General features: G+C 63.2%; 28 protein-coding genes. 14 read left to right on the top strand and 14 right to left on the bottom strand.

All coding sequences use genetic code 11. The features are described 5' to 3' along the window. Window positions 1–106: 106 nt before the first annotated feature. Window positions 107–1,039, bottom strand: coding sequence for a hypothetical protein (locus AC1Q6J_RS07290; RefSeq protein ID WP_492278654.1), 933 nt, complete (start codon window positions 1,037–1,039; stop codon window positions 107–109). A 346-nt stretch (window positions 1,040–1,385) separates the two neighbouring features. On the opposite strand from AC1Q6J_RS07290, the gene dnaK reads away from it, so the two are divergent. The 6 genes from dnaK to AC1Q6J_RS07320 all read left to right on the top strand — a co-directional run bounded on the left by dnaK (window position 1,386) and on the right by AC1Q6J_RS07320 (window position 7,133). Next, complete coding sequence (dnaK, locus tag AC1Q6J_RS07295; RefSeq protein ID WP_492278655.1) at window positions 1,386–3,287, top strand: molecular chaperone DnaK; 1,902 nt, start codon at window positions 1,386–1,388, stop codon at window positions 3,285–3,287. 89 nt (window positions 3,288–3,376) lie between these two features. Beyond that, window positions 3,377–4,513 (top strand): molecular chaperone DnaJ, encoded by a 1,137-nt coding sequence (gene dnaJ, locus AC1Q6J_RS07300; RefSeq protein WP_492278656.1) that lies wholly within the window; start codon window positions 3,377–3,379, stop codon window positions 4,511–4,513. A gap of 91 nt (window positions 4,514–4,604) precedes the next feature. Beyond that, window positions 4,605–5,204 carry a class I SAM-dependent methyltransferase gene (locus AC1Q6J_RS07305; RefSeq protein ID WP_492278657.1) on the top strand — a complete coding sequence of 200 codons (600 nt, stop codon included), beginning with the start codon at window positions 4,605–4,607 and terminating at the stop codon, window positions 5,202–5,204. A gap of 176 nt (window positions 5,205–5,380) precedes the next feature. Next, window positions 5,381–5,962 carry an NADPH-dependent FMN reductase gene (locus tag AC1Q6J_RS07310; RefSeq protein ID WP_492278658.1) on the top strand — a complete coding sequence of 194 codons (582 nt, stop codon included), beginning with the start codon at window positions 5,381–5,383 and terminating at the stop codon, window positions 5,960–5,962. A 6-nt stretch (window positions 5,963–5,968) separates the two neighbouring features. After that, on the top strand, window positions 5,969–6,676 hold the full coding sequence (gene pyrF / locus AC1Q6J_RS07315; protein WP_492278659.1) for an orotidine-5'-phosphate decarboxylase: 708 nt from the start codon (window positions 5,969–5,971) through the stop codon (window positions 6,674–6,676). A 151-nt stretch (window positions 6,677–6,827) separates the two neighbouring features. After that, a complete protein-coding gene (locus AC1Q6J_RS07320) occupies window positions 6,828–7,133 on the top strand; it encodes a DUF1330 domain-containing protein (protein WP_492278660.1) in 306 nt (101 codons plus the stop codon). Window positions 7,134–7,194: 61 nt separating this feature from the next. On the opposite strand, the gene AC1Q6J_RS07325 is transcribed toward AC1Q6J_RS07320, so the two are convergent. Then, entirely contained in the window at window positions 7,195–8,184 is a 990-nt protein-coding gene (locus AC1Q6J_RS07325; protein WP_492278661.1) for a hypothetical protein, read from the bottom strand. Between the two features lie 210 nt (window positions 8,185–8,394). Here AC1Q6J_RS07325 and dapB point away from each other — a divergent pair, with 210 nt between their 5' ends. Together dapB and AC1Q6J_RS07335 are read left to right on the top strand one after the other, a co-directional pair. After that, window positions 8,395–9,210, top strand: coding sequence for a 4-hydroxy-tetrahydrodipicolinate reductase (gene dapB / locus AC1Q6J_RS07330; protein ID WP_492278662.1), 816 nt, complete (start codon window positions 8,395–8,397; stop codon window positions 9,208–9,210). A 28-nt stretch (window positions 9,211–9,238) separates the two neighbouring features. Beyond that, window positions 9,239–9,862: a 2,3-bisphosphoglycerate-dependent phosphoglycerate mutase gene (locus AC1Q6J_RS07335; RefSeq protein ID WP_492278663.1), complete on the top strand. Its 624-nt coding sequence runs from the start codon at window positions 9,239–9,241 to the stop codon at window positions 9,860–9,862. Between the two features lie 156 nt (window positions 9,863–10,018). Here the strand turns inward: AC1Q6J_RS07335 and AC1Q6J_RS07340 are convergent, their stop codons facing one another. Both AC1Q6J_RS07340 and AC1Q6J_RS07345 read right to left on the bottom strand, forming a co-directional pair. Then, entirely contained in the window at window positions 10,019–10,936 is a 918-nt protein-coding gene (locus AC1Q6J_RS07340) for a methylated-DNA--[protein]-cysteine S-methyltransferase (protein WP_492278957.1), read from the bottom strand. Window positions 10,937–11,016: 80 nt separating this feature from the next. Further along, the gene (locus tag AC1Q6J_RS07345; RefSeq protein WP_492278664.1) at window positions 11,017–11,541 is read right to left on the bottom strand and encodes a DUF2244 domain-containing protein; all 525 of its coding nucleotides are present in this window, start codon (window positions 11,539–11,541) and stop codon (window positions 11,017–11,019) included. On the opposite strand from AC1Q6J_RS07345, the gene nth reads away from it, so the two are divergent. Continuing rightward, a complete protein-coding gene (gene nth, locus AC1Q6J_RS07350; protein ID WP_492278665.1) occupies window positions 11,540–12,316 on the top strand; it encodes an endonuclease III in 777 nt (258 codons plus the stop codon). The genes AC1Q6J_RS07345 and nth overlap by 2 nt on opposite strands. Before the next feature lies 1 nt (window position 12,317). Here nth and AC1Q6J_RS07355 read toward each other — a convergent pair whose 3' ends face one another. Both AC1Q6J_RS07355 and AC1Q6J_RS07360 read right to left on the bottom strand, forming a co-directional pair. After that, window positions 12,318–13,070, bottom strand: coding sequence for a sulfate transporter family protein (locus tag AC1Q6J_RS07355; protein ID WP_492278666.1), 753 nt, complete (start codon window positions 13,068–13,070; stop codon window positions 12,318–12,320). Between the two features lie 255 nt (window positions 13,071–13,325). Continuing rightward, on the bottom strand, window positions 13,326–14,210 hold the full coding sequence (locus AC1Q6J_RS07360; protein WP_492278667.1) for a YiiX/YebB-like N1pC/P60 family cysteine hydrolase: 885 nt from the start codon (window positions 14,208–14,210) through the stop codon (window positions 13,326–13,328). Window positions 14,211–14,402: 192 nt separating this feature from the next. Between AC1Q6J_RS07360 and AC1Q6J_RS07365 the strand changes: the two genes are divergently transcribed. Together AC1Q6J_RS07365 and AC1Q6J_RS07370 are read left to right on the top strand one after the other, a co-directional pair. Beyond that, window positions 14,403–15,842, top strand: coding sequence for a flavin monoamine oxidase family protein (locus AC1Q6J_RS07365; RefSeq protein ID WP_492278668.1), 1,440 nt, complete (start codon window positions 14,403–14,405; stop codon window positions 15,840–15,842). A gap of 11 nt (window positions 15,843–15,853) precedes the next feature. After that, complete coding sequence (locus tag AC1Q6J_RS07370) at window positions 15,854–16,522, top strand: Dph6-related ATP pyrophosphatase (protein WP_492278669.1); 669 nt, start codon at window positions 15,854–15,856, stop codon at window positions 16,520–16,522. 151 nt (window positions 16,523–16,673) lie between these two features. Here AC1Q6J_RS07370 and pheT read toward each other — a convergent pair whose 3' ends face one another. The 5 genes from pheT to rpmI form a co-directional block, all read right to left on the bottom strand. Further along, window positions 16,674–19,106 carry a phenylalanine--tRNA ligase subunit beta gene (pheT, locus tag AC1Q6J_RS07375; protein ID WP_492278670.1) on the bottom strand — a complete coding sequence of 811 codons (2,433 nt, stop codon included), beginning with the start codon at window positions 19,104–19,106 and terminating at the stop codon, window positions 16,674–16,676. Next, window positions 19,103–19,546 carry an endonuclease domain-containing protein gene (locus tag AC1Q6J_RS07380; protein WP_492278671.1) on the bottom strand — a complete coding sequence of 148 codons (444 nt, stop codon included), beginning with the start codon at window positions 19,544–19,546 and terminating at the stop codon, window positions 19,103–19,105. Before AC1Q6J_RS07380 ends, pheT begins: the two co-directional genes overlap by 4 nt. 194 nt (window positions 19,547–19,740) lie before the next feature. Continuing rightward, a complete protein-coding gene (gene pheS, locus AC1Q6J_RS07385; RefSeq protein ID WP_492278672.1) occupies window positions 19,741–20,823 on the bottom strand; it encodes a phenylalanine--tRNA ligase subunit alpha in 1,083 nt (360 codons plus the stop codon). A gap of 121 nt (window positions 20,824–20,944) precedes the next feature. Beyond that, window positions 20,945–21,304 carry a 50S ribosomal protein L20 gene (gene rplT / locus AC1Q6J_RS07390; RefSeq protein ID WP_006023357.1) on the bottom strand — a complete coding sequence of 120 codons (360 nt, stop codon included), beginning with the start codon at window positions 21,302–21,304 and terminating at the stop codon, window positions 20,945–20,947. A gap of 64 nt (window positions 21,305–21,368) precedes the next feature. Then, window positions 21,369–21,569: a 50S ribosomal protein L35 gene (rpmI, locus tag AC1Q6J_RS07395; RefSeq protein WP_002713838.1), complete on the bottom strand. Its 201-nt coding sequence runs from the start codon at window positions 21,567–21,569 to the stop codon at window positions 21,369–21,371. Window positions 21,570–21,844: 275 nt separating this feature from the next. Between rpmI and AC1Q6J_RS07400 the strand changes: the two genes are divergently transcribed. Both AC1Q6J_RS07400 and AC1Q6J_RS07405 read left to right on the top strand, forming a co-directional pair. Further along, window positions 21,845–22,210: a hypothetical protein gene (locus AC1Q6J_RS07400; protein ID WP_492278673.1), complete on the top strand. Its 366-nt coding sequence runs from the start codon at window positions 21,845–21,847 to the stop codon at window positions 22,208–22,210. A gap of 120 nt (window positions 22,211–22,330) precedes the next feature. After that, window positions 22,331–22,753 (top strand): hypothetical protein, encoded by a 423-nt coding sequence (locus tag AC1Q6J_RS07405; RefSeq protein WP_492278674.1) that lies wholly within the window; start codon window positions 22,331–22,333, stop codon window positions 22,751–22,753. Window positions 22,754–22,956: 203 nt separating this feature from the next. Here the strand turns inward: AC1Q6J_RS07405 and infC are convergent, their stop codons facing one another. After that, a complete protein-coding gene (gene infC, locus AC1Q6J_RS07410) occupies window positions 22,957–23,496 on the bottom strand; it encodes a translation initiation factor IF-3 (RefSeq protein WP_492278958.1) in 540 nt (179 codons plus the stop codon). Between the two features lie 444 nt (window positions 23,497–23,940). On the opposite strand from infC, the gene AC1Q6J_RS07415 reads away from it, so the two are divergent. Then, window positions 23,941–24,747 carry an alpha/beta hydrolase gene (locus AC1Q6J_RS07415; RefSeq protein ID WP_492278675.1) on the top strand — a complete coding sequence of 269 codons (807 nt, stop codon included), beginning with the start codon at window positions 23,941–23,943 and terminating at the stop codon, window positions 24,745–24,747. 8 nt (window positions 24,748–24,755) lie between these two features. On the opposite strand, the gene queG is transcribed toward AC1Q6J_RS07415, so the two are convergent. Further along, complete coding sequence (gene queG, locus AC1Q6J_RS07420; protein WP_492278959.1) at window positions 24,756–25,940, bottom strand: tRNA epoxyqueuosine(34) reductase QueG; 1,185 nt, start codon at window positions 25,938–25,940, stop codon at window positions 24,756–24,758. Then, window positions 25,889–26,581, bottom strand: coding sequence for a glutathione S-transferase family protein (locus AC1Q6J_RS07425; protein WP_492278676.1), 693 nt, complete (start codon window positions 26,579–26,581; stop codon window positions 25,889–25,891). The genes queG and AC1Q6J_RS07425 overlap by 52 nt, the downstream gene beginning before the upstream one ends. Window positions 26,582–26,812 lie beyond the last annotated feature (231 nt).

Raw genomic sequence — 26,812 nt, forward strand, 5'->3', positions numbered from 1 at the left:
GTCCGCAACGCGGACTGATCCGGAATCCTTCAAAGTTCATCCAGTACGATTTTCGGATTTCGGGTTCGCTCGCAAATGCCCGCGCCCCGGAATGACGGTCTTTGGATCATCGCGGATCGATGCCGTCGCGGACCGCGCGGAATCGCGGGAACGCTTTCGGCCATTCCTCGCGCGTCGCGCTTGCGATGATCCGCAGCGATGAGCCGCCGCCGAATCTCAGCCACTGCACCACGGTCACCGGCGTATCGTTCTTGCCGGCGACGGCGTCGATCCGTGTTTCGAATCCGGGCGTACCTTCGATCCGCATCGGCTCGTTCGAGGTGATGCGCGCATTGCGCAGGCCCGGAATCGTGGCGGCGCTCTGTTGCGCGAAGCGCGCGCGATCGTCTGGCTTTTCCGGACCCGTGCCGATCAGGCCGATCACCATGTAGGGCGCGCCGTCCAGCGTTGTGTCCTCGGTGCCGTCGGTCAGCAGGATCGACGAGCGCGGCGCCAGGGTGCGAACGGTTTTGAAGTCGCCGAGGTCGCCGATCTTGAAGGGCAGCAGACCGAGTTGCTCGTTGACCGGCACGTCCTTGCGCAGCGTTGTCGACGCCAGCATCTTGCGCATGGCGCCGTCGGAAAGCGGCTTCGCCGCGTCCTCGCGCGCCTGCGCGATGACGTAACCGGTGAACTTGTCGCCGGACACGATCAGGGAATACATCCGGATCGTGGTTGCGCCATCCTTGCCGGTGTCCGAAGTGATGAAGGCCTTGCCCGCGGTGGTGTCGAAGGCTTCCGGCTTCGCGCCGGTGGGTGGGGTCTTGCCCTCCTTCACAGCCGTCTCGACCGTCGCGAAAGCCTCGGGCGGAATCTCGGCCAGCCCGATTTTGATCTTCTGATCTTCCGATTCGAAACCCAGAAATTCCCTGGCGACCGTTAGCCCTTCGGCGGGCACCAGCCCGACCCGCGCGCCCGGCGGGAACACCGGATCGGCGGCCAGGGCCGGTGAGGCAACAGCGACGGAGACGACGGCGAGAATGCGGGCGATTGTTTTCATGAAACCTGACTGATGTCGTATTGAGGCCGTTCGATGGTCGCGAGCGGCGCGAGGTGGTCTCGTTGCGAGGGCTTGACTGTTTCCGCGCCGGGCCAACAGATCAAGGCCCGAATCGTTGCAAATTGACGCATTGACCGCTGCTCCCCGTACCCAGGGCAGTCCCCCAGGGGCGCTTGCGGAAATTCATTTTCCCGGCGGTTTACAAGGGCTGGTCCTTGCGGCCTCATGCCCCCCTCCTATATGAGGCGGAGCGTCGCGACGTCGCGAAGTTTTGATACTTGGGGGTTTGGATTGGTGCGCCGTCAGGGCCCAGCCAACCTGCCGCAAAAAGAAGGACTAGAGGACCATGGGAAAGGTCATTGGGATCGATCTCGGCACCACGAATTCGTGCGTTGCCGTGATGGACGGCAAATCGCCGAAAGTGATCGAGAATGCCGAGGGCATGCGGACGACCCCGTCCATCGTTGCCTTCACTGACGACGGCGAGCGCCTCGTCGGTCAGCCCGCCAAGCGCCAGGCTGTCACCAATCCGGAAAACACCATCTTTGCCGTCAAGCGCCTCATCGGACGCCGCTACGACGACCCGACGGTCGAAAAGGACAAGAAGCTTGTCCCCTACAAGATCGTGAAGGCGTCCAACGGCGATGCCTGGGTCGAAGCTGACGGCCAGAGCTATTCGCCTTCGCAGGTCTCCGCTTTCATTTTGCAGAAGATGAAAGAGACCGCGGAAGCCCATCTCGGCCAGAAGGTCGATCAGGCGGTCATCACCGTTCCTGCCTATTTCAACGACGCCCAACGTCAGGCCACCAAGGACGCCGGCAAGATCGCCGGCCTTGAAGTGCTGCGCATCATCAACGAGCCGACCGCGGCCGCGCTCGCTTACGGTCTCGACAAGAGCAAGAACGGCACCATCGCGGTGTACGACCTCGGCGGCGGCACCTTCGACGTGTCGATCCTCGAGATCGGCGACGGCGTGTTCGAGGTGAAGTCCACCAACGGCGATACGTTCCTCGGCGGTGAAGACTTCGACATGCGTCTTGTCGGTTATCTGGCGGATGAATTCCAGAAGGAGCAGGGCATCAACCTGCGCAACGACAAGCTGGCCTTGCAGCGCCTGAAAGAGGCCGCTGAAAAAGCCAAGATCGAACTGTCGTCGACGACCCAGACCGAAATCAATCTGCCGTTCATTACGGCGGACGCCTCCGGTCCGAAGCATCTGACGATGAAGCTGACCCGCGCGAAGTTCGAGGCGCTGGTGGACGATCTGATCCAGAAGACCATCGAGCCGTGCCGCAAGGCGCTGAAGGATGCAGGTCTGTCGGCGGCCGAGATCAACGAAGTCGTTCTGGTCGGCGGCATGACGCGCATGCCGAAGGTGCAGGAAGTCGTGAAGCAGTTGTTCGGCAAGGAGCCGCACAAGGGCGTCAATCCTGACGAAGTCGTCGCCATCGGCGCCGCGATTCAGGCCGGCGTGCTGCAAGGCGACGTCAAGGACGTGCTGCTGCTCGACGTCACGCCGCTCTCGCTCGGCATCGAGACGCTGGGTGGTGTGTTCACGCGCATCATCGAGCGCAACACCACGATCCCGACCAAGAAGGGCCAGGTGTTCTCGACCGCCGAGGACAATCAGGGCGCGGTGACCATTCGCGTGTTCCAGGGTGAACGCGAGATGGCGGCCGACAACAAGATGCTTGGTCAGTTCGACCTGATGGGCATTCCTCCGGCGCCGCGCGGCATGCCGCAGATCGAGGTCACGTTCGACATCGACGCCAACGGCATCGTCAACGTGTCGGCGAAGGACAAGGCGACCAACAAGGAACAGCAGATCCGCATTCAGGCGTCCGGTGGACTGTCTGACAGCGACATTGAGAAGATGGTCAAGGACGCCGAGGTCAACGCGGCCGAGGACAAGAAGCGCCGCGAGGCGGTCGATGCCAAGAACCATGCCGACGCGCTGGTGCATTCCACCGAGAAGGCGCTGGCCGAGCACGGTGCGAAGGTCGGCGAGCCCGAGCGCAAGGCCATTGAAGACGCGCTGGCGGATCTCAAGGAAGCCTTGAAGGGTGACGATGCGGAAGCCATCAAGGCCAAGACCAATACCCTCGCCCAGGCTTCGATGAAGCTCGGCGAGGCGATGTACACGCAGCAGGCCGAGGCGGATGCCAAGAAGGATGCTGCGAAGGACGATGTCGTTGACGCCGAGTTTACCGAAGTCGACGACGATAAGACCAACAAGAAGTCCGCGTAACCATGCACGACCGGCCTCCCCTCAAGGGGAGGCCTTTCGTGGCGAACCGAACCGCTTACAGATCCAGACTCGCATGACCCAGATCAGCCATGTCTAAGGCCTGCTATTACGAGACGCTGGAAGTCGAACGCTCCATCGACGAAGCCGGACTGAAATCGGCCTTCCGCAAGCTCGCGATGAAATGGCACCCGGACAAGAATCCGGGCGATCCATCCTGCGAGCACAAGTTCAAGGAAATCTCCGAGGCCTACGAAATCCTCAAGGACGGCAACAAGCGTGCCGCCTACGACCGCTACGGCCATGCCGCGTTCGAGCAGGGCAATGGCGGCGGCCATGGAGCCGGATTCGGCGCCGGCTTTGCGTCCTCGTTCTCCGATATTTTCGAAGACCTGTTCGGCATGGCCGGACAGCGCGGCGGCCGTGGCGGCCGCGAGCGCGGCGCGGACCTGCGCTACAATATGGAAATCACGCTGGAGGAGGCGTTCTCCGGCAAGACCGCGCAGATCAATATCCCTGTCGCGGTCACCTGCGAAACCTGCTCCGGCACCGGCGCCAAGGCCGGCACCAAGCCGAAGACCTGCTCGATGTGCGGCGGCGCCGGGCGTGTTCGCCAGGCGCAAGGCTTCTTCACGCTGGAGCGCACCTGCCCCGGCTGTCAGGGCCGCGGCCAGATGATCGAAACGCCGTGTCCGTCCTGCTCGGGACAGGGCCGCGTTCAGAAGGAGCGCTCGCTGTCGGTCAATATCCCGCCGGGCGTCGAGGACGGCACCCGCATTCGCCTCGCGGGCGAAGGCGAGGCGGGCGTGCAGGGCGGTCCTGCGGGCGATCTTTATATTTTCCTGTCGCTGGCGGCGCACAAGTTCTTCCAGCGCGACGGCGCCGATCTGCATTGCCGCGTTCCGGTGTCGATGGTGACGGCGGCGATGGGCGGCGAGTTTGAAGTGCCGACCATCGACACAGGCAAGACCAAGGTGAAGGTGCCGTCCGGTACCCAGTCCGGGCGCCGCTTCCGCGTTGCTGGCAAAGGCATGCCTGTGCTGCGTTCCCGGCAGACGGGCGACATGTACGTGCAGGTCGTGGTCGAAACGCCGCAGAACCTGACCAAGAAGCAGAAAGAGCTGCTGGCGGAGTTCGAAAAGCTGTCATCGGGCGAAACCCAGCCCGAGGCGGCTGGATTCTTCAAGATGGTCAAAGATTTCTTCGGGACTCGGACCAATACGCCGTAACCGGCCTCCTTGACGCTTTTTGCTTGCGTCTGTACCCCTTTGTGAAGGAAATTTGACGCCTCGCCCGTCCCCGGGCTCCGCTGGAAGTATCATGGCTCCCCAATCCACTGCGCGTGCGTTGAAAAAACCGCTTCGTCTTGACGACGAAGTCCGTTTTCTCCGCTCCTGGATTGAAAAGCCGCTGCACATGGGCGCGGTGATGCCCTCCAGCAAGGTGCTGGCGCGCACGGTCGCGCGTTATGTCGATCCGCATTCCGACGGACCCGTCATTGAGCTTGGACCGGGCACCGGCGCGATCACCGATGCGCTGATCGCGCACGGCGTGGCCGAAAAACGTCTGGTGCTGGTGGAGTTCGATCCGGGTTTCTGCGCGCTGCTGCGCGAACGCTATCCGCAGGCGACCGTGATTCAGGGCGACGCCTACAGTCTCGATCAGACACTGTCCGACTGGAAAGAGCCCGCGGCAGCAATGGTGTCGGGCCTGCCGCTGGTCACCAAGCCGATGCTGGTCCGCCTGAAGCTGATGCGCGACGCATTCCTGAAAATGGAGCCGGGCGCGCCCTTCATCCAGTTCACCTATTCGGTGGCGCCGCCGATCCCGAAATCGCTGCCGGGAATCCATACCCAGGCCTCCGAGCGGGTCTGGATGAACCTGCCGCCGGCGCGGGTCTGGGTCTACCGCAAGGGCTGATCGGCTTTGCGCCGTCATTCCGGACAGGCCGCGTCAGCGGACTGATCCGGAATCCAGAAGAGTTCATTCCTGACACCTCTGGATTCCGGGTTCACTCGCAAGGGCTCGCGCCCCGGAATGACGCCAGATGCTAAACCGGCTTTCCCTACCCCGGAAAACGCTTTAGTGCTGACCTTATGTCCGCGCTGAAAATCCTCGTCATTCCCGGCTCAACGCGCACAGGCTCGTTCAACGCACGGCTTGCCGCCGTGGCGGTCAAGGAGCTGGCGCTGCTCGACGTCGATGTCACGCTGATCTCGCTCAATGATTATCCGCTGCCGATCTATGACGGCGACCTTGAAGTGAAATCCGGCGTACCAGCCAACGCCGTCGATCTCAAGCGCATGATCGGTGCGCATCACGGCGTCCTCATCGTCAGCCCGGAATACAATTCGTCGGTGCCGCCGCTGCTCAAGAACGCCATCGACTGGGTGACGCGGGTGCGCGACCGCAACGAGACGTTCGGTCAGGTGTTTCGCGAGCGCGCCTTTGCGATCGGAGCCGCATCCGACGGAAAGTTCGGCGGGCTTCGCGTGCTGATGGCGCTGCGCCAGATCCTGGCGCTGGGCTGCGGCGCGACGGTGGTCCCGAAGCAGATGGCGCTGTCGTTCGCCGATCAGGCCTTCGACGACATGGATCGCCTGAAGGAGCCGGCGGATGCCGAGCTGCTGCGCGGAACGCTGCGCCAGTTGATCGATGCCGCCCAACAGATGATGTGAGACCGCATGAAGCCCACCCACGTTGAAACCCGCGACCGGCTGATCGTCGCGCTCGATCTCTCCAGCGTCGAGGCCGCGGAAGCGCTGATCGCGCGGCTCGGCGACAGCGTGACGTTCTACAAGATCGGGTACCAGCTCGCTTATGCCGGCGGACTTTCACTGGTGCCGAAGCTGGCGGAGCGCGGCAAGAAGGTTTTCGCCGACCTCAAGATGCACGATATCGGCAACACCGTTGCGAAGGGCGTCGAGAGCGTTGCGAAGCTTGGCGCGACGTTCCTCACCGTGCATGCCTATCCGCAGACCATGAAGGCGGCGGTCGAAGCGCGCGGATCGTCGCTGAAGATTCTCGCGGTCACGGTGCTGACTTCCTACGACGATGACGATTTGCACGCAGCAGGTTTTCGCTTCGGCGTCCCGGATCTGGTCGAGGCGCGCGCCTTGCAGGCGCAGGCGCTCGGCGTCGATGGTCTGGTGTGTTCCGGCGAAGAGGCCGCCACCGTGCGCGGCATTGTCGGCGCACAGATGGCGCTGGTGACGCCCGGCATTCGCCCCGCAGGCAGCGCGGTGGGCGACCAGAAGCGCATCATGACGCCGGGCCGCGCCATTGCTGCGGGCGCGGATTATCTTGTGGTCGGCCGGCCGGTGGTGGAGGCCGCCGATCCGAAAGCGGCGGCGGAGGCGATCGTTGCTGAAATCGCACAGGCGGGCGGCTAGTGGCTCACAACACTCCGCCGTCATGGCCGGGTTTATCCCGGCCATCCACGCCTTCATTGCTGGGAGAGGTAAGACGTGGATGCCCGGAACAAGTCCGGGCATGACGAAATGAGAGTTCAAAAGACTTGTAAGCAAGAAGAAGGAGAAACCAATGCCCAAGGGTTACTGGATCGCACGGGTCGATGTGCATGACCTCGATGCCTACAAGCGTGACTACGTCGCGCACAACGGCGCGGTGTTCAAGAAGTACGGCGCGAAGTTTCTGGTGCGCGGCGGCGCTCATGAAGCGCATGAAGGTCCGGCGCGCTCGCGCAATGTCGTGATCGAATTCAAGGACTACGCGACTGCGCTCGCCTGCTATCACTCGCCGGAATACGCAGCTCTCGTGAAAGCCCGCGCACCGCATTCCAAGGGCGAGATCGTGATTGTCGAAGGCTACGACGGCGATCAGCCGTAAGCCTGTTTTATTTGGGCATGATCCGATCCGAAAACCGGTGTCCACTTTTCGGGATCATGCCCTACTTCCCCATCCCGTTCTCAGGGACGATCAGCGGCACGAATCCGAACACATTGCTGCTGTCCGGATCGACCAGCACGCGCACGGCGTGGACCAGCGTATCGCCGTAGACCATCAGCTTGTTGACGCCGGGGATCGGCCTGCCCTTGCTGTTGCGCAGCGGCGCGATTGAAAAAAAGTGCTCGTCGCCATGGATGAGCAGCACGGGCTTGCCGAAGCTTTTCGCGCCGGCCTCGATGGCGTCGAGCGTGTTGGCAAAGCCGGACTGGCGCGGCATCGCGCCGTTCGGAAACCGTGCCTCGTTGAATTCCGCCTGCATGAAAATCACCAAAGCCTTGGCCTCGTCGGCTTTCGCCTTGGCAAAACCCGCCTCGATCCATGCGACGTTGGCCTTGTCGCGGGCGAAAAATTCAGTCACGCCGCCCGGGTCCTGCGCCTCGAAGCCGTTGTTCGACCCCACGACATGGGCGGTGAGGAACATCACGCCGTTCTTGGTGAACCGCGTGTTCTCCACATAGGTTGAGAATTGCGGCATCAGCAACGCCTGACTCTCGACATCGAGCGGTGTCTTGCCGAGTGATTTTGACGGGGCCGCGAAAAACATCTCGCGGACTTTCGCCAGCCGCTCGCGCGGGTCGTAACCGCCGGCGGCCTTGCGGTGGCAATCGACCCATTCGTTGTCGCCGATGGTGTAGACCAGCGCGCCCTCGAAGGTCTGGATCTGGTCGTAGGACTTCTTGAGAACTTCATCGGTGCAGGGAAGCGCGCCGGACTTGATGTCGCCCATATGCAGGGTGAAGGCGGGCTTGAGCGCGTTGACCGCGGCGATCAGCCGGTCGAACTTCGCATAGTCGTCCGGCAGGTTGTAGGGCATGTCGCCGAGCGCCACGAAAGAGAACGCGTTGTCGCCGCCGATGCGCTCCGCGGCGGATGCAGGTACGGAAAATGTGATCGCAAGGATCGCGGCGAACGCGGCAGGCAGCAGGCGCATGGTGGTGTCCTTCGGAGCGTTTGTGTCACGCAGAACTAGGTTCTCCGCGTGACCCTTGCATGACCTCCCATAAGTCTGTCCAGACGCGAGGCAGGAGGGTGTGGCCTCCGGTTGCCGCCGTGGCCCCGCGCCGCTATACCGCCAGTGTGGTGGTCGGACTTGCGAACCAAACCACACTGGAATCATAGTTTTCTGGTTTGAGGGCTGGAAATGGCCGATATGCGCCTGATCGTTGCTGGAGCCGGTGGCCGGATGGGGCGAACCCTGGTCCGCGCCATTGCCGAGACTCCTGGGACCACGCTGGCCGGGGCGCTGGAGGCACCGGGTTCTGAGTTGCTCGGTCAGGATTCCGGCGTGCTCGCCGGGCTTCCCGCCAACGGCATCGAACTCTCCGGCGACCTCTGGACCTTGTCGAAGAACGCCGACGGCATCCTCGATTTTACTGTTCCCGCCGCGACCATCGCCAATGTCGCCATCGCGGCCCAGCGCGGCCTGGTCCATGTCATCGGCACCACCGGCCTCTCGGCGTCGGACAACGCGGTCATCAAGAGCGTGACCTCGCAGGCCATCGTCGTGCAGTCCGGCAATATGAGCCTCGGGGTCAATCTGCTGGCGGCGCTGGTCAGGCAGGTGGCGAAGTCGCTCGACGAGGATTTCGACATCGAGATTCTCGAAATGCATCACAGGCAGAAGATCGATGCGCCGTCGGGCACAGCCTATCTGCTCGGACAGGCGGCGGCGGACGGGCGCGGCGTCAATCTCGAGCAGCGCTCGGTCCGCGCCCGTGACGGTCACACCGGCGCGCGCATTCCGGGCGACATCGGATTTGCGACGCTGCGCGGCGGCACAGCCACCGGCGATCACACGGTGATTTTCGCAGGGCCCTATGAACGCATCGAACTGGCGCACAAGTCGGAGGATCGCATGATCTTCGCGCGCGGTGCGCTGAAGGCGGCGATGTGGGCGCAGGGCAAGAAGCCCGGCTTCTACACCATGGCCGATGTGCTCGGCATTGGCGCCTCTTGAACCCATCCTCGAAATCGGAATTGAAAGAATGAGCGACCGTCTTCTCGTGCTCGTGCGTCACGGCCAGAGCGAATGGAATCTGAAGAATCTTTTCACCGGCTGGAAAGATCCCGGGCTCACCGAGCTCGGCGTCAAGGAAGCCGTCGGCGCGGGCCGCAAGCTGAAGGAGCAGGGCCTGACCTTCGATGTGGCTTTCACGTCGGCGCTGACGCGCGCGCAGACCACGCTCGATCTTGCGCTCAAGGAAATGGGCCAGACCGGGATTCCGATCACGAAGAATCTTGCGTTGAACGAACGCGACTACGGCGATCTGTCGGGTCTGAACAAGGACGACGCCCGCGCCAGGTGGGGCGAGGAGCAGGTGCTGGTCTGGCGGCGGTCCTACGACGTGCCGCCGCCCGGCGGCGAGAGCCTGAAAGACACGCTCGCCCGCACGCTGCCTTACTACGTGCAGGAGATTCTGCCCTGCGTGCTGCGCGGCCAGCGCACGCTTGTCGCGGCCCACGGCAACTCGCTGCGGGCGCTGATCATGGTGCTGGAAAAGCTCACGCCGGAGCAAATCCTGAAGCGTGAACTCGGCACCGGCGCGCCGGTGGTCTACCGGCTCAACGCCGATTCGACGGTTGCGTCGGTGAAGGATTTGGCGGGGTAGTTCTTACCCTCTCCCCTTGTGGGAGAGGGTGGTGAGATCGAGTGAAACGAGATCGAGCCGGGTGAGGGGTGTTCAAGCACGTAGTCGAGGACCCCTCACCCGCCCTCGCTTTGCTCGGGCACCCTCTCCCACAAGGGGAGAGGGAAGAAAGGGCCATCACTCCCCCGCTGCCTGTCCGCTTTCCCAGCCGAGCATCGCGCGCTTGCGCGTGATGCCCCAGTGATAGCCGGTGAGCGCGCCGCTCTTGCCGATCACACGGTGACACGGCACCACGAACGAGATCGGGTTCCGGCCGACCGCCGCGCCGACCGCGCGCGACGCTTTCGGCGAGGAAATCCTGCAGGCGACATCCGAATAGGTGGTGGCGCGACCCATCGGAATTCTCAGCAGCGTTTCCCAGACGCGGACCTCGAAGTCGGTGCCGATCAGCACCACGCGCAGCGGCTGATCTTCGCGCCACTGCGAGGAATCGAAAATCCGTTTCGCCAGCGGCGCGGTCTCGGCGAACGATTCGATGTAGGTCGCCAGCGGCCAGCGCTTCTGCATGTCGGCCAGCGCCGGCATCTCCTCGCCTTCGTCGGCGAACGCCAGACCCGCAAGCCCGCGCTCGCTGGCGATGATCACCGCCATGCCGAACGGCGAGGGATGAAAACCGTAGCGTAGCGTCATGCCCTCGCCGCCCTTCTTCCACTCGCCCGGCGACATCGCTTCATGGGTCACGAACAGATCATGCAGCCGTCCCGGCCCGGACAGGCCGGAGTCATACGCCGCATCGAGCACGCTGGCGGAATCGCGCAGCAGACGCTTGGCGTGGTCGAGCGTCAGCGCCTGCATGAAGTCCTTCGGCGTCAGTCCCGCCCATCGCCGGAACAGATGATGAAGTTCATCGGGCGTCAGATGCGCGGCGTCCGCCATCGCCTCGATGGTCGGCTGCGTGCGCCACTGCTCGGAGATGAATCCGATCGCGCGGCGCACCGAATCGTAATCGCGCAGCGCCGCGCCCTGCCTGGACGGCTTTGCGAGCTTCAGCTCAGTGAGCATGGATTTCATCGCAGATACTTTGGCGGCGTTCATCATGGCGGCGTCCGTTATGCGGTGTCCATCATGATCTAGGCTGCTCGTCCCGCGCCAGCCACCCGTTTCCCGACCTGTGTTCAGGTCACCGGATTATAGGTCGGGCCGCGTTTGGCGGTCTGAAGCGCTGCGGTTAAGGCTTTGGCAAAGCTGGCTTTTTCGTCTGGTCCGAGAAAACTGCCGATCGAGAGCCGCCGTCCTCTTGAGACGAGATAGAGCTTTTCGATGCCGAATTCGGCATGCGATTTCTGCTCGAGCTGGACCCACAGCGGATTGAGCGTCCATTCGGCAACATGTCCGCGATGGCTGACGCGCCGGACGCGGATTTCATACGGCGTGACGACGATATCCTCGGTCGCGTCGGCGCGGCGGAAGTTCAGCTTGAACGCCCAGTAGATGATCAGTGCGTCGAGCCCGAAGAAGGCCAGCACCGGCCACGCGCCCATCATCAGGAACATGATGCCCGCCGCGAAACTGACGGCGATGACAATTCCCATCAGCACCAGAAAACCGTGGCGGCTGAGCGAACGATGCGGCGTCAGCCGCGCGCTGAACAGCGGCGCGTCCGCGATCTGCTCAAGATCAAAATCGTTGCGCTCATCCATGGCGCCTTACTATACCGGGATCATGGCAAAAAAGGCGATCACGTCCCGTTCAAAATCCAAAGCGAGTCCGGCCAGACCGGCAAAGCGGTTATCGAAAGCCGCCAAGTCCAGGCTCAAGCCGATAAAGTTCAAGCCCTGGACGCAGGCCGAAGTGGTCGAGGCTTTCAGCCGTTTCCGCAAGGCCAATCCCGAGCCGAAAGGCGAACTCGAACACCTCAATCCCTACACGCTGCTGGTGGCGGTCGCGCTGTCGGCGCAGGCGACCGACGCCGGTGTCAACAAGGCGACGCGGCATCTGTTTCCCGTGGCCGACACGCCGGAGAAAATGGTGACGCTCGGCGAGGAGAGGGTTCGCGATTATATCAAGACCATCGGGCTCTATCGCAACAAGGCGAAGAACGTCATCGCGCTGTCCGAGCAGTTGATCGCGCTGCACGGGAGTGAAGTGCCGCGCGATCGCGCGGCGCTGGAGGCTTTGCCGGGCGTCGGACGCAAGACGGCGAATGTCGTGCTGAACATCGCGTTCGGGGAGCCGACCATCGCCGTCGACACCCATCTGTTTCGTGTCGGCAACCGCACGGGATTGGCGCCTGGCAAGACGCCGCTCGAGGTAGAACTGGGATTGCTCGAGATCGTGCCGCCGGAATTCGCGCGTCACGCCCATCACTGGCTGATCCTGCACGGCCGCTACACCTGCGTGGCGCGCAAGCCGCGCTGCGAGGTGTGCATCATCAACGATCTGTGCCGGTGGCCGGAGAAGACGGTCCCGGTCTAGCTTAGGCCATCGGCACGCTGGTTTTGCGCAACGGCTGAAGCAATTCAGGCCGCGGGCCCGACAGCCGCTTGTGCATGTGGACCATGAAGGCCATGCCGAACAGCGGTGTTGCGAGGTTCACGATCGGGATCGACACGAACGCTGCGATAAAGAGTCCCGCCGCGAACACGGTCGCGCCGTTCTGCCTGCGCATCAGCTTGGCTTCCTCCGGCGTGCGGAAGCGCATCGCGGCGAGTTCGAAATACTCGCGGCCAAGCAGCCAGGCGGTGGCGATGAAAAACACAATGAAGCCCGCACCCGCGAGCAGCACAAACGGCAGCGCGATCAGGTAAACCAGAACGGTCAGCAGCGCCGTCTTTGAGCCCTCAATGACGGCGCGTCCGACCGGAAGCGCGACGCCCGGCTTTTCCGCCGGATAGTGCTCGCGCTCGACAATGTCGGCGACATCGTCCACGAACACGCTGGCGACCAGCGAGGTGATTGCGGGCATCAGGAACACCGCGCCGACCACGATGCCGAGACCGGCCGCGATCGAGACGATCCACGCGAGGATGTTGATGAGGGTGTGGTAGTCGGAGCCGACCATCGTCTCAGCCCACAGCTCTCCCGATCCGGCGAGCCAGCTCAGCAGCCGTTGCAGCGCGACTGCGGTCGCGACGATCAGCACCAGCGCCAGACCGGCCGACTTCCACAGGATGGAACGCATCGGCGGCGACAGGATTTGGGACAACGCCTTGAGCGCGGCGTCAAGCATGGGCAACCCTCCATAAAACCTGGCGAGAGTTAAGTACGGGAAGGGTGTCTGGCAAGTGGCGATCTTGCAGCATGTTGTCCCCGCGCAGGCGGGGACCCATAACCGCTGTGTTCACGTTGAACGCGATGTTTGAAGACGTCGTTTCCGGTGGTTGAGGTTGAACCGATGATCCAAAAGTCTGGGTCCCCGCTTTCGCGGGGACGACATCTTGGATTTATCGCGGTTTATCCGCTTCGCTCCAGATCGGATTCTGGTTCAGGCTGCGAGGTCGCGCGCCGGCTGGTTTTCCGCCGGAGCTTGCTCAAACGGCGCAACAGGCGCGAGCGGTGCCTCTGGCGTTTCGAAGACTCCCTCTGGAAAGGGATCAGTTTCGTCCGCCACCTCCGGGGACGGCTTGGTCGTATCGGCCCAGTGCAGCGCCGTGTAGTCGAAGCCGCGGACGATGGTCGGCTTGACGATCTCGAAATAGGGCGAGATGTCGAAGTCGCGTGGCATGTAGAGCGAGGAATCGCGGATGTGCAGGATTTCGCGGCGCGCCTGGCGGCTCGCGGCCTGCGTGATCTTCGGCAGGATCGGATAGCGCACCGCGCTGAATGCCTGGGCAATCAGCGCCGAACAGATGATCTTGGTCGGATCGCCGGACCCCAGCGAAATCATCCGCCGCCGCCAGCGCTGCGGGATCGGCAGCGGGATGAGGTAGCGCATCAGGTCCAGAATATTCTTGGTGTCGTAGCCGAAGCCGACGCGATTGATCGCGTAGCGGCACACCGTGGTGCGGTCCTCATAGGACAGCCCGACGGGGCGGCAGAGGCGGGTGTGATAGGGATAGTACTTCGAGAGCGGCGCGGTGGTGACGCCTTCGCCGATATTCGCCTCGATCAGCACATGCGGTTCGCCGTCCGGCTCATTCGCGCCATCGATCGCGCCGACATACAGCGCGGCGTGAGACCATGTCGATTGCGTGAGATATTTGATGATGCCGGAGACGCGGTTGTTGCCCTCGACCAGCAGCACGTCGCCGGCCTCGATCAGCCCGCGCAGCCGCTCCGGATCGCTCGGCGTAAAAGGCTCATAGCCCGGAACCTCTTTCTGGAGGTAACCGGCAATGATCTTGCCGACGGTATCGAGCACGAAGCCCATGGTGTCTTCCCCCCGGGCGGCGCATTCCGGCCGCTTTCTTGTTGGTTTAGTTTTGTCGAAAGCAATTTCAATTTAGTTCATGCGTCAAGGGTGCTGCTCATCAAACATTCACCATGACGGTTGCCGGAAGCCTTATGATACGGCAATTTCGCCTCAAGCCCCCGTTTTTGGTCGAATTCTGGAAACCATGACATGACAATTACCCGGCGCGATCTTCTGGCCGGTTCTGCGGCGGTGGCGCTGTCGCCATTCGCGGCGCGTGCGGTGGCCGCGCCCTTGCCGCGCGATGCTGACATTGTCGTGATCGGCGCCGGGGTGGCCGGCATTGCCGCTGCGCGCCGTATCGCCGCGGCCGGCCGCAAAGCCGTTGTGATCGAGGCTGCCCCCAACATCGGCGGGCGCTGCGTCACCGACGCGGCCTCGTTCGATGCGCCGTTCGACCGGGGCGCGCGCTGGCTCTACAACACGGAGACCAGTCCGGTCGCGAAACTGGCGCGCGGTGTCGGCATGGACATGCTTCCCGCGCCGCGCGGCCAGCGCATCCGGATCGGCCGCCGCAATGCGCGCGCCGGCGAGAGTGAGGATTTTCTCGCCATGCTGGTCCGCGCCAATCGCGCGATGGGTGATGCCGTGCGCGGCAAGGCCGATATGCCGGCAGCCGCCGGATTGCCGAAGGATCTCGGTGTGTGGGCGGGGACGACGGATTTCCTGCTCGGCGCCACCGCCACCGGCAAGGATCTGAAGGATCTCTCGGCGCTCGATCTTGTCGCGATGGCGCAGCGCGACGGGCCATCGGCCTGCCGTCAGGGACTGGGCACGCTGATCGCGAAGCTTGGCGATGGACTTCCGGTTATGCTGTCGACGCCGGCGACGCGCATTGTCTGGAGTGGGCGCGATGCGCAGGTTGAAACATCGGCGGGCACGATCACCGCGAAGGCCGTCATCATGACGGCCTCGACCAACGCGCTGCTGTCCGGGAAAATCAAATTCGCGCCTGAGCTGCCGAAGCGCCAGCAGGATGCGGCGTCGAAGCTCACCCTCGGCAGTTACGACCACATCGCGCTCGAATTGCCGGGCAATCCGCTCGGGCTGTCGCGCGACGAGATCGTGATCGAGCAAAGCGCCGACCGCGGCACCGGCTTTCTGCTCGCCAATCTCGGCGGCTCGTCGCTGTGCCAGGTCGATGTGGCGGGCTCATTCGGTGCTGAGCTCTCGGCGCGCGGCGAGGCGACGATGGTGGCGTTCGCGGCGGACTGGCTGACGAAATTGTTCGGCGCGGACGTCAGGAACATCGCCAAGCGCACCACTGCGACACGATGGAATGACATGCCCTACATCTACGGGGCGATGTCGGCGGCCTCGCCCGGCGGCCAGCCCGCGCGCAAGGCTTTGATGGAGCCATTGGGCAGCCTGTTTTTCGCAGGCGAAGCCGCGCATGAAACCCAGTGGGGCACCGTCGGCGGCGCATGGGAATCCGGTGAGCGCGCCGCGGACGCAGCCCTGCGCAAAATTGGCGCGCTGAAGGATGCGCCGGTCGCCGAGAAATCCGGCAAGAAGCCGAAGCGCGCGCAATCGCGTGCCACGGTGGAGCCTGCCGCGCCCGGCGGGCGCGGTCTGAACTGGCCGCGCTGATCGATGCTCCCATGAAGGCGATGATCTCCTGGTCAAGCGGCAAGGACAGCGCGTTCGCGCTCCATGAAGTCCGTCAAGCCGGTGCATTCGATGTTGTTGGTGCGCTGACGACCGTGACCGAAACATTCGGGCGCGTTTCGATCCACGGCGTGCGCGAAGAGATTCTCCGCGCCCAGCTCAATGCCGCGGGCTTGCCGCCGCTGATCGTGCCGATCCCGTATCCCTGTCCCAACGAGATTTACGAGCAGCGCATGTCAGCGGCGTTGGCGCGGGCCCGCGCCGACGGCGTCACGCACATGATCTTCGGCGACCTGTTTCTGGAAGACATTCGTGCTTACCGCGAGGCGAAACTGGCCGGCACCGGCATCACGCCGGCGTTTCCTCTGTGGCAGCGGCCGACCGCGGAGCTGGCGCGCGATATGATCGCGAGCGGGTTGAAGGCGCATATCGCAACTGTCGATCTTGCGAAGCTGCCCGCATCATTCGCCGGACGCGCATTCGACCACACGCTGCTGGCGGACCTGCCGCCGGGCGTCGATCCCTGCGGCGAGAACGGCGAATTTCACACCTGCGTGGTGGATGGACCGATGTTCAGAGATGCCCTGCGCGTCGTGCCGGGTGAGTGTGTCGAGCGCGATGGCTATGCGTATTGCGATCTGGCGGTGGAGCATGAACCGTAAGGTTCGTCATGGCCGGACTTGTTCCGGCCATCTCCGCGTGTTTGGCGCCGTCGTTCAGGGGGCGGGATCACCGGGGACAAGCCCGGTAATGACATTGCCAGAGACGACGCAAACGCGCCCCGTCACGAAGGCCAGGCTTCACGTTCTGCAATCAGCCCCGCAGCACGCCGCCGGTCTTTTTCGTCACCTCTGCGATGATCTTTGCCGCGACCGCGTCGATCTCCTGATCGGTCAGGGTCTTTTCGCGCGGCTGCAAAGTCACGGCGATGGCGATTGATTTCTTGCCGTCGTCGATGCCTTTGCCTTCATAGACGTCGAACACCGTGACACCCGTGATCAGCTTCTTGTCGACGGCCTGCGCAGTGCGCACGATGTCGCCGGCCTTGACGCCGCGATCGACAATGAAGGCGAAGTCGCGCGACACCGGCTGGAACGGCGACAGCTCCAGCAGCGGCTTGGCGCGGGTCGGCTTTGCCTTGGCGTCGGGAATACGCTCGAGGATGACTTCGAACGCCACCAGCGGACCATCGGCCTTCAGGGCCTCCAGCGCACGCGGGTGCAACTCGCCGAAATAGCCGAGCACGTTCTGCGGCCCGATCTGGATCGCGCCGGAGCGACCGGGATGCAGCCAGGCCGGGAAGTTCTTCGCTTCCTTGCTGCCGGCGATTTGTAGTCCCTGCATCGGCGCGCCCGCGGCGGCCAGCACGGCGAGCGCATCGGCCTTGGCGTCGAGCGCATCGACGGTGAAGCTGCCGGACCATTGACGGCCAATGCCCTTCGATGAGGCCAGTGCGCGGCGCACGCCGCTCGCGGCCATGAACTGGTCTTCGGGGCGGTCACCCTTGAAGATCTGCCCAACCTCGAACAGCGCCACATCCGCAAAGCCGCGGTCCGCATTGACCTGTGCCGCAGCGACAAGTCCCGCGATCAGCGAAGGCCGCATGTCGGAGAGATCCGACGCGATCGGATTGGCCAGTGTCAGCTCGGGCTGGCCGCCGCCGAACAGTTCGGCCTGCGGTTTGGAGACGAATGACCATGTCACCGCCTCAAGCATGCCCCGCGCCGCCAGCGCGCGCTTGGCGCGGCGGGTACGCAATTGAAGCTGGGTCAGCACCGGCTTGCGCGGCGCATCTCCGCGCTCGAACGGCGTCAGCGGCACGCTGTCGACACCGACAATGCGCACGATCTCTTCGACGATATCGGCTTTGCTATGGACGTCGCTGCGCCACGACGGCACCGCGACCTTCACGACGGGCCCGGTGCCTGCGACCATGAATCCCAGATGGCCGAGAATCATCCGCATTTCCGGGAACGGCACCTCGACTCCGGCCAGCCGGTTCACCTCGCTGATCGGGAACTCGATAATCCGGTCTTCGCCATGGGACTGACCGGCGACCACGACCTCGGACGGAGACCCGCCGCACAGATCCATCACCAGCCTGGTCGCCATCTCAAGGCCCGGCACCATGAAAGCCGGATCGACGCCGCGCTCGAAGCGATAGCGCGCGTCGGAATTGATGCCGAGCTTGCGGCCGGTCTGGGCGATATTGATTTCGTTCCACAACGCCGATTCGATCAGCACGTCGGTGGTGGTTTCGTCGCAGCCGGAGGCTTCGCCGCCCATGATGCCAGCCAGCGACTCGACACCGTGCTCATCGGCGATCACGCACATCGTGTCGTCGAGGGTGTAGGTCTTGCCGTCGAGCGCCAGAATGGATTCGCCGTTCCCGGCGTGGCGCACGGTGAGATTGCCCGTCACCTTCCTGGCGTCGAACACATGCAGCGGCCGCGCGCGGTCAAAGGTCATGAAGTTTGTGATGTCGACCAGCGCATTGATCGGGCGCAGCCCGATGGATGTGAGGCGCCTTTGCAGCCATTCGGGCGAAGGCCCGTTCTTGACGCCGCGCACCAGGCGCAGGGCAAAGCCCGGACACAGCTTCTCGTCCTCGATCTTCACCTGCACGGGACAGGGGAATTCGCCCTTGATCTGCTTCGGAGCGCTGTCCTTGAACTTGCCCATGTCGGCGGCGGCGAGATCGCGCGCGATGCCGTGGACGCCGGTGCAGTCCTGACGGTTCGGCGTCAGGTTGATCTCGATCACCGGATCGCCGAGACCGGCCCACTCCGCGTAAGGCTTGCCGACGGGCGCATCGGCGGGAAGCTCGATGATGCCGTCGTGATCTTCCGAGAGTTCGAGTTCCGCGGCCGAGCACAGCATGCCGTGGCTTTCGACACCGCGAATGGTGCCGACGCTGAGCGTGATGTTCTTGCCCGGAATGTAGGTGCCGGCCGGCGAGAACACGCTGATGAGGCCCGTGCGCGCGTTCGGCGCGCCGCAGACCACTTGCAGCGGCTTGTCGCCTTTGGCGACCTGGCCGTAATCGACCATGCAGACCCGCAGACGGTCGGCGTTGGGATGCTGCTCGGCCGAAATCACTTTCGCGATGACGAACGGCGCCAGCGCCTTCGCCTTGTCGTCGATATGCTCGACTTCAAGCCCGATCATGGTGAGCTTGTCGGTGAGCTTTTCGAGCGGCGCGTCGGTGTCGAGATGCTCTTTCAGCCAGGAGAGAGTGAATTTCATTTTGGTTCTCCGCCCTCAGTTTCTTCTCCTCCCCCGCTTGCGGGGGAGGTCAGGGAGGGGGCCTTTGTCTGTAATGCGGTGGTGATGGTTTCGAGGACGCCCGCTTTATTGGTCAGGACGTCATGATTGTTGAAACGCAAAACGCTGTACCCCTTGAACGCCAGATAGCGATCTCGTTGTGCGTCTCTCTCAATGCCTTGCGGCTCATAGTGTTGCCCGCCATCGATCTCGACAATTAGGTTTCCCGCGTCACAGACGAAATCGACGATGTAGGGACCGATTGGCTTTTGACGCCGAAAGCTTGCGCCATTCAGCCGGTGAGCACGCAACTCTTTCCAGATCGCGCGCTCGGCGTCGGTCAAAGTGCGACGGAGACGGCGAGCGTTTGCGCGCGCGCTGGCTTGGACATGCCACGAAGGATGTTTGGGCTCGTCTGCCATTGAGACCCCCTCCCCAACCCTCCCCCGCAAGCGGGAGAGGGAGTCCGCACGCACTGAGTGGCGTGCGCCGTGCGCCGCATTTGATTTCCAGGGAAAACGTCGTGAAATCGATTTTTCACCCCAGCACGTTCCGCCCCCTCTCCCGCTTGCGGGGGAGGGTTGGGGAGGGGGAGCCAGGGACGCAGGTGTTGCGCTCACGAGCTCAACCCTCCCGCCAGCGTCGGGACATCGAGCGGCTTGAAGCCGTAGTGATTGATCCAGCGTGTGTCGCTCTCGAACATCTGGCGCAGATCGTTGATGCCGTATTTCAGCATCGCGATGCGATCGATACCCATGCCCCAGGCAAAACCCTGATAGACGTCGGGATCGATGCCGCAGGCGCGCAGCACATTCGGATGCACCATGCCGCAGCCGAGAATCTCCAGCCAGTCCTCGCCCTCGCCGAAGCGAATTTCGCCCTTGTCGCGGCGGCACTGGATATCGACTTCCAGCGACGGCTCGGTGAACGGGAAAAACGACGGGCGGAATTTCATGTTGACGTTGTCGACCTCGAAGAACGCCTTGCAGAACTCCGCGAGAATCCATTTCAGGTGGCCGAGATGCGAGCCCTTGTCGATGACAAGGCCTTCGACCTGATGGAACTGCGGGGTGTGGGTCGCGTCGCTGTCGATGCGATAGGTGCGGCCCGGGCAGATCACGCGGATCGGCGGCTTCTGTGACAACATCGTGCGGACCTGCACCGGCGAGGTGTGGGTGCGCAGCAATGGACGCGAGCCGTCGGCCTTGCGGTCGAAAAAGAACGTGTCGTGCATTTCCCGCGCCGGATGGCCCTCGGGGAAATTCAGCTTGGTGAAATTATAATCGTCGGTCTCGATGTCCGGGCCTTCGGCGATCGAGAATCCCATGTCGGCGAAGATCGCGGTGAGTTCGTCCATCACCTGGGAGAGCGGATGGATGCGGCCCTGCTCGGCGGGCGTCTCGCGCGTCGGCAGCGTGACGTCGATGGTCTCGGAAGCCAGCCGCGCATCGAGCGCGGCGTTCTTCAAAATGTCGCGGCGCGCGGTGAGCGCCTCGGTCACCTTGTCCTTGGCGAGATTGATTTTCGCGCCCTCGGTCTTGCGCTCGTCCGGCGACATCTTGCCGAGCGTCGCAAGCAGCGCGGAGATCGAGCCCTTCTTGCCGAGCGCGCCGACGCGCACGGCTTCCAGCGCGGCTTCATCGGAAGCGGCGGCGATCGCGCCGAGAATTTCGGTTTCGAGTTTGGCGAGGTTGGACATTGCAGAAAGCCCCATCGGAACGGTTTCATCTAAACCGTCCGGCGGGGATCAATCAGCCCAGCCGAACGGAGCGGGGCGTGTTACGCCCCGGTCGCATCGGCCTCGTCCAAGAAGGGCAAGCTCAGGCCGCGAGTGCGGCTTTGGCCTTTTCAGCAATCGCCTGGAACGCCGCCGGCTCGTGGATCGCGAGATCCGACAGCACCTTGCGGTCCACCACGACGCCCGACTTGGCGAGGCCGTTGATAAACACGCTGTAGGTCATGCCGAACGGGCGCACGGCCGCGTTGAGGCGCTGGATCCAGAGCGCGCGGAAGGTGCGCTTCTTCAGCTTGCGGGCGCGGAAGGCATACTGGCCTGCCTTGTCCACGGCTGCCTTGGCGGCGCGGATGGTGTTCTTGCGGCGGCCGGAAAAACCCTTGGCGGCCTTGTAGACTTTCTTGTGCTTGGCGTGAGCTGTGACGCCGCGTTTAACGCGAGACATGATGAATGTCCTTCATCTGGAAAAGTGAAACAGGCGGCCGCGCGAAGGCGGCCCGGTGAACCGCTCAGGCGTTCGGCAAGAAGTACTTCTTGACGTTGTCGCCGTCGGTCTTGAACAGGATCCGCGTGCCACGGAGCTGGCGAATCTGCTTCTTGGTCCGCTTGATCATGCCGTGGCGCTTGCCTGCATGGGCGGACACCACTTTTCCGGTCCCGGTTACTTTGAAGCGCTTTTTGGCGCCCGATTTGGTCTTCAGCTTGGGCATTTGGCTCTCCTGTTGCCGCAACAAAAAACCGCCCCGAAAGGCGATCTGGCGGCTGAAATGCTCGTTAGAGCGTTGAAAATGCTCAACTTAATCCCGTGTGGACAAAGTCGGCACTGGCGTCGCCACGGCAGCCCTTAATCAGCCGGGCGACGAAGGTTGGGCTTATGGCAGAGGATTGCCGGATTGGCAACGATTAACGGCGTCTCTTGAACGGAGGAAACCCTTTCGGCGACTATTGGAAGACCTCTGCGCCCTCACACTGGAAAGCCAGTCCCATGAATTTCAGCAGCCTGAAACGGTCAGTCCCACTCGCCTTCGCGGCAGCGGTCCTGTTTGCCGGATCTCCCGGCCAGGCGGCCTCCTTCGACGGCCCCTGGACAGTGATCATCGTCACCCAGTCCGGCAATTGCGACGCGGCCTACAGCTTTCCGCTGCAAGTCAGCGGCGGCCGGATCGTCTCGGCCGGCGGCGCCACCATCACCGGGCGCATCAGCGGTGGCGGCGGGGTCAATGTCGCGATTTCCAGCGGCAGCTCCTCCGGCCGGGCCAGCGGGCGGCTGTCCGGCTATTCCGGGTCGGGCCGCTGGAATGGCATTCTGAATGGAGCGAGGTGCAGCGGACGCTGGGAGGCACATCGGTAATATAATATTGGAACAATTAGATATTTTCAAAAGCGCCGGCCAATTGCTGCGCTGCGCTAGAAGTCCGGACGAAAATCTGCCTATATCCCTCGCAGCACCCACCACATGTGAGAGATCCAAATGGCCGTGCGCGCCAAGACGACTGCCTTGTCCTTGAATCCAGCCGCCCGGCTGTTCGCCGTGGCCGCCTTTGCCGCCGCGGCTCTGACAGCGGCTGTTGTCCTGTCCGGTGCGGCCAGGGCCGGCTCCTCGTTCGACGGGTCGTGGAAGGTCACCATCATCACCCAGTCCGGCAACTGCGATCCGGCCTACAGCTATCCCGTGAAGGTCGAGGGCGGCCGCGTGAGCTATTCGGGTGACGGCAGCTTCGATATTTCCGGTCATGTTGGCGACGCCGGCGCGGTCAATGTCACCATTGCGCGCGGCGACCAGAAGGCCAGCGGCAGCGGCAAGCTCTCGGCCAATTCCGGCTCTGGGCAGTGGAGCGGCAAATCCTCGAGCATGACATGCTCGGGCCGCTGGGAAGCCACCCGCGCTTCGTGATTTTTTTCAGCGGCATTCGCTGCAAATGAAAAGCGCCGCTCTCCGCGGCGCTTTTTGTTTGCAGGAACGGCGCGAGGCTACGCCCCTCGGACGATCAACGGGGGCATCGGGTTTTCCTGAAAACTAAAAACGAAAACGGCCCGTCAGGTATCCCGGCGGGCCGTCAGCATCAACAATATCGATACGAAAGTGCAACAGACTTTTTAGCGCGGCGCCAGAACCATGACGACCTGTCGGCCTTCGAAGCGGGCGTCCTGTTCGACCTTCGCGACTTCGGCGACGGCGGCCTTCACCTTGTCGAGCAGCTTGGTGCCGATCTCCTGATGCGCCATTTCACGGCCGCGATAGCGCAGCGTGATCTTGACCTTGTCGCCTTCCTCGAAGAACCGCAGCATCGCGCGCATCTTCACGTCGTAGTCGTGATCGTCGATCATCGGGCGGAGCTTGATCTCCTTGATCTCGACGACCTTCTGCTTCTTGCGGGCTTCGGCGGCTTTCTTCTGGGCGGAATACTTGTACTTCCCGTAGTCCATGATCTTGCAAACGGGAGGATTGTTGTTCGGCGATATCTCCACGAGATCCATGCCGGCTTCCATCGCCATCTTCACCGCAACCGCCGTCTCGACGGTGCCGTGGTTGACGCCGGTCTGGTCGATCAGCTGGATGGTGAGATTGCGGATTTCATCGTTGGTGCGCGGCCCGTCTTTTGCTGCGACGGGCGGGGCTCTGTTGGGACGGCGAATGGGGTAGTCTCCGATGTTGTTAAAGAGGCAATCAGTTTGAAGGATTAAGGCCTGCCGGGCAAGCACGACAACGCCGCGGGGCGCATTTTCCGGACGCTGCCGCAGGACATCGGGATCGGCCATAAAACCGTAAAATGCCCGACAAATAACCGGCCCGGCGCGCTCCGCAGCCCGCTTCACATAGAGGTATGGCGTCCGGTTCGCAAGCGCGCCCAGAGCCCTGTGCGTTGACGGAATGCGCCATCGGCCTCCATAACAGCGAGTGGAGCGGATTTGACATTCGCGGCCAACCCAGCCGCCAGTTCGCATCGCGAATGTCAAATCCAAAGCTCCACTAAAGACTTACAATTACTAGTGGTCCTTTGATTCTAACATTCGCAAGCCTGCCTGCCGAAACGGGATGCGAATGTTAGAATCGGACCACTAGGACGGGGCAATATTTCCATGACGCAGACATCCAACGGTTCCGCTGTGCCGGAGCTCAGCTTTATCGACGTGGGTGACACCGGCGCAACGCGGCGCATCGCGGTTCGCCGGCGGGCGGGAGCGCTGCCGGGCGTGTTCTGGCTTGGCGGCTTCAATTCCGACATGAAGGGAACCAAGGCGCAGGCGCTCGATGAATGGGCTGCCGAATACGGGCGGGCCTGTGTGCGGTTTGATTATTCCGGACACGGCGAATCCGGCGGCACGTTCGCTGAAGGCACCATCGGGCGATGGCATGAAGAGAGCGTTGCGGTGTTCGATGCCTTTTGCGAAGGCCCGCAGATCGTGGTCGGATCGTCGATGGGCGGCTGGATGGCGCTGTTGCTGGCGCGTGCGCTGGCGAAGCGCCGCGGAACGGCGTCCCGCGCCACGCTCGCGGGGCTGGTGCTGATCGCGCCGGCGCCGGACTTCACCGAAGATCTGATGTGGAAGGGTTTCTCGCAGGAGATCCGCGATGAGATCATGACCAAGGGCGTGTGGCACCGGCCCTCCGACTACGGCGAGCCGTATCCGATCACCCGCAACCTGATCGAAGAGGGCCGCAATCATCTCTTGCTTGGCGGCACCATCGATGTCGGATGTCCGGTCCGCATTCTGCAAGGTGCCCAGGATCCCGACGTGCCGTGGCGTCACGCCTTCGCGCTGACGCATTGCCTGCCCAGTGATGACGTGGTGCTGACGCTGGTGCAGGATGGCGATCATCGCCTGTCCCGCCCGCAGGACATCGCGCGCATGCTGAGCGCGGTCAGTGAGCTGTCGAGCGGATAGGTGCGCGGTCAGGCCAGGGCGGCCGTCCATTCGCCGCGCACATCTTCATCGGCATCATTCGCCTGCGCGGCGAGTTCGGAAAATTCGTGATGCGGCAACAGCCGCGACAGCGCCCACACCGCGGCGCCCCGCACCAGCGGGTTCTCGTCGCCGAGCAGACGGCGGGCTTCGGGCGCGAGTGATGCATCGTTGCTGTTGCCGATCGCGGTCAGCACATTGCGCAGGAACCTGTCGCGGCCAATGCGCTTGACCGGCGATTTCGTGAACAGCGCGCGGAACGACGCGTCGTCGAGTTTCGCCAGTTCGGCGAGCGGCGGCGCGCGCAATGCATCGCGCGCCGCGAGCTTCGTTTCATGGCCTTCCTGCGCGAACTTGTTCCAGGGGCACACGCTGAGGCAATCGTCGCAGCCATAGATGCGGTTGCCGATGGCTTCTCGGTACTCGCGCGGGATCGCGCCCTTGTGCTCGATGGTGAGATACGAAATGCACTTGCGCGCATCGAGGCGATATGGCGCGGGAAACGCGCTGGTCGGACAGATATCGAGACAGGCCTGACACGATCCGCAGTGATCGATGTCGGCGGTGTCGCGCGGCAGGTCGAGAGTGGTGAAGATGGCGCCGAGAAACAGCCATGAGCCATACTCGCGCGACACGAGATTGGTGTGCTTGCCCTGCCAGCCGAGACCGGCGGCCTGCGCCAGCGGCTTTTCCATCACAGCGGCGGTGTCGACGAACACTTTCACGTCGCCGCCGGCGTGGGCGATCAGCCAGCGCGCCAGCGTCTTCAGACGCTTCTTGATGAGATCGTGATAGTCGTCGCCGCGCGCATAGACCGAGATCGCGCCGTGCGTTTTCTGCTCGAGTAGCGCCAGCGGATTCTCGTCCGGCCCGTAGTTCATCCCGAGCATGACGACCGAGCGCACATCGCTCCACAGCACACGCGGACTGGCGCGGCGCGCGGGCTCGCTGGCGAGCCACTCCATGTCGCCGTGCGAGCCGGCATCGAGAAAGGTTTGCAGCCGTTCGCGCGCGCCTTCGATAGCGTCAGGATCGGTGATGCCGATGGTGCCGAAGCCGGTGGCGCGGGCCTGTTCGGTCAGCGCGGCCTTGATCGCGGCGGCGTCTGTCGCGTGCGCGGGTGTCAGAAGTCGAGATCGATGTAATGCGCCGAGGCCGGGACGCCCGCCATCCACTCGTTCAGCAGTGGCCGGAACGACGGGCGGGATTTGATCCGCACGTACCACGCCTTGGCTGCGTCGTCCTCGTTCCATGGCACATCGCCCAGATAGTCGATCGCCGACAGATGCGCTGCGGCGGCAAGGTCGGCAAATGTCAGCTGGTCGCCGGCGAGAAAATTCCGCGTCCGCGCCAGCCAGCCGATATAGGCCAGATGATAGCGCACATTTGCCTTTGCCGCGCGCAGAACATCGGTGGATGGCGCGCCGCCGCCATGCTCGGGCTTCATGAAGCGCTTGTAGACGCGCTCCGTCACCAGCGGGCCGCTGGCCTCTTCGAAAAACTTGTCGTTGAACCACGACATCAGGCGCCGCACCTCGATGCGGTCGTTCATGGCCCGCGGCAGCAAGCGATGATCACCCAGCGGTGCGCCATGGATCTCGTCGAGAAACTCGGCAACCAGGCCCGGTCCCGGCATCGCGGGTGTGCCCTCGGCGATCAGAACCGGCGTATCGCCTGCCGGATTGAGCGCGAGAAAGGCTTCGCGGCGATCCCAGACCAGTTCCTCCACAAGCCGCATGTCGAGCCCATGCTCACCGAGAGCAAGGCGCACGAAACGCGATCGGGGACAAAACGGATGATGGAACAGCGTGAACATGAATCTTTTGATAGTCCGGTTAGGTTTAACAAAGGGTCTCGAAGGGCGGTTAACGCGTCAGGACCGCCTGTTGGGCGTTCCTCAGGCAAAAGGCCATTTGCCAATCTTCAATTTCACGGATTTGCCGTTGCGGCAACACGGCGAATGGGCGACAAGAACGCGGGTTGAGGAACCCGCTGGTGGAGTGGATTTGACATTCGCTACCCGTCTCCCAACGAATGAGGCAAGCGA

The sequence above is a fragment of the Afipia sp. MLSD5-FHT05B12 genome, from assembly GCF_058793355.1.

What these genes read in the sequence shown, in the direction of transcription:
- AC1Q6J_RS07355 (WP_492278666.1), bottom strand. Translation starts at nt 13,070, where the DNA reads ATGCTTGACGCCGCGCTCAAGGCGTTGTCCCAAATCCTGTCGCCGCCG.
- AC1Q6J_RS07365 (WP_492278668.1), top strand. Translation starts at nt 14,403, where the DNA reads ATGACAATTACCCGGCGCGATCTTCTGGCCGGTTCTGCGGCGGTGGCG.
- pheS (WP_492278672.1), bottom strand. Translation starts at nt 20,823, where the DNA reads ATGTCCAACCTCGCCAAACTCGAAACCGAAATTCTCGGCGCGATCGCC.
- rpmI (WP_002713838.1), bottom strand. Translation starts at nt 21,569, where the DNA reads ATGCCCAAGCTGAAGACCAAATCGGGCGCCAAAAAGCGCTTCAAAGTA.
- pheT (WP_492278670.1), bottom strand. Translation starts at nt 19,106, where the DNA reads ATGAAATTCACTCTCTCCTGGCTGAAAGAGCATCTCGACACCGACGCG.
- AC1Q6J_RS07400 (WP_492278673.1), top strand. Translation starts at nt 21,845, where the DNA reads ATGAATTTCAGCAGCCTGAAACGGTCAGTCCCACTCGCCTTCGCGGCA.
- AC1Q6J_RS07415 (WP_492278675.1), top strand. Translation starts at nt 23,941, where the DNA reads ATGACGCAGACATCCAACGGTTCCGCTGTGCCGGAGCTCAGCTTTATC.
- AC1Q6J_RS07310 (WP_492278658.1), top strand. Translation starts at nt 5,381, where the DNA reads ATGTCCGCGCTGAAAATCCTCGTCATTCCCGGCTCAACGCGCACAGGC.
- AC1Q6J_RS07380 (WP_492278671.1), bottom strand. Translation starts at nt 19,546, where the DNA reads ATGGCAGACGAGCCCAAACATCCTTCGTGGCATGTCCAAGCCAGCGCG.
- nth (WP_492278665.1), top strand. Translation starts at nt 11,540, where the DNA reads ATGGCGCCTTACTATACCGGGATCATGGCAAAAAAGGCGATCACGTCC.
- dapB (WP_492278662.1), top strand. Translation starts at nt 8,395, where the DNA reads ATGGCCGATATGCGCCTGATCGTTGCTGGAGCCGGTGGCCGGATGGGG.
- AC1Q6J_RS07325 (WP_492278661.1), bottom strand. Translation starts at nt 8,184, where the DNA reads ATGCGCCTGCTGCCTGCCGCGTTCGCCGCGATCCTTGCGATCACATTT.
- AC1Q6J_RS07360 (WP_492278667.1), bottom strand. Translation starts at nt 14,210, where the DNA reads ATGGGCTTCGTGCTCGATACCGTCGGCAAGATCATTGCCGGTTACCTC.
- AC1Q6J_RS07335 (WP_492278663.1), top strand. Translation starts at nt 9,239, where the DNA reads ATGAGCGACCGTCTTCTCGTGCTCGTGCGTCACGGCCAGAGCGAATGG.
- AC1Q6J_RS07370 (WP_492278669.1), top strand. Translation starts at nt 15,854, where the DNA reads ATGAAGGCGATGATCTCCTGGTCAAGCGGCAAGGACAGCGCGTTCGCG.
- pyrF (WP_492278659.1), top strand. Translation starts at nt 5,969, where the DNA reads ATGAAGCCCACCCACGTTGAAACCCGCGACCGGCTGATCGTCGCGCTC.
- dnaJ (WP_492278656.1), top strand. Translation starts at nt 3,377, where the DNA reads ATGTCTAAGGCCTGCTATTACGAGACGCTGGAAGTCGAACGCTCCATC.
- AC1Q6J_RS07340 (WP_492278957.1), bottom strand. Translation starts at nt 10,936, where the DNA reads ATGAACGCCGCCAAAGTATCTGCGATGAAATCCATGCTCACTGAGCTG.
- dnaK (WP_492278655.1), top strand. Translation starts at nt 1,386, where the DNA reads ATGGGAAAGGTCATTGGGATCGATCTCGGCACCACGAATTCGTGCGTT.
- AC1Q6J_RS07320 (WP_492278660.1), top strand. Translation starts at nt 6,828, where the DNA reads ATGCCCAAGGGTTACTGGATCGCACGGGTCGATGTGCATGACCTCGAT.
- AC1Q6J_RS07425 (WP_492278676.1), bottom strand. Translation starts at nt 26,581, where the DNA reads ATGTTCACGCTGTTCCATCATCCGTTTTGTCCCCGATCGCGTTTCGTG.
- AC1Q6J_RS07290 (WP_492278654.1), bottom strand. Translation starts at nt 1,039, where the DNA reads ATGAAAACAATCGCCCGCATTCTCGCCGTCGTCTCCGTCGCTGTTGCC.
- AC1Q6J_RS07405 (WP_492278674.1), top strand. Translation starts at nt 22,331, where the DNA reads ATGGCCGTGCGCGCCAAGACGACTGCCTTGTCCTTGAATCCAGCCGCC.
- AC1Q6J_RS07305 (WP_492278657.1), top strand. Translation starts at nt 4,605, where the DNA reads ATGGCTCCCCAATCCACTGCGCGTGCGTTGAAAAAACCGCTTCGTCTT.
- AC1Q6J_RS07345 (WP_492278664.1), bottom strand. Translation starts at nt 11,541, where the DNA reads ATGGATGAGCGCAACGATTTTGATCTTGAGCAGATCGCGGACGCGCCG.
- rplT (WP_006023357.1), bottom strand. Translation starts at nt 21,304, where the DNA reads ATGTCTCGCGTTAAACGCGGCGTCACAGCTCACGCCAAGCACAAGAAA.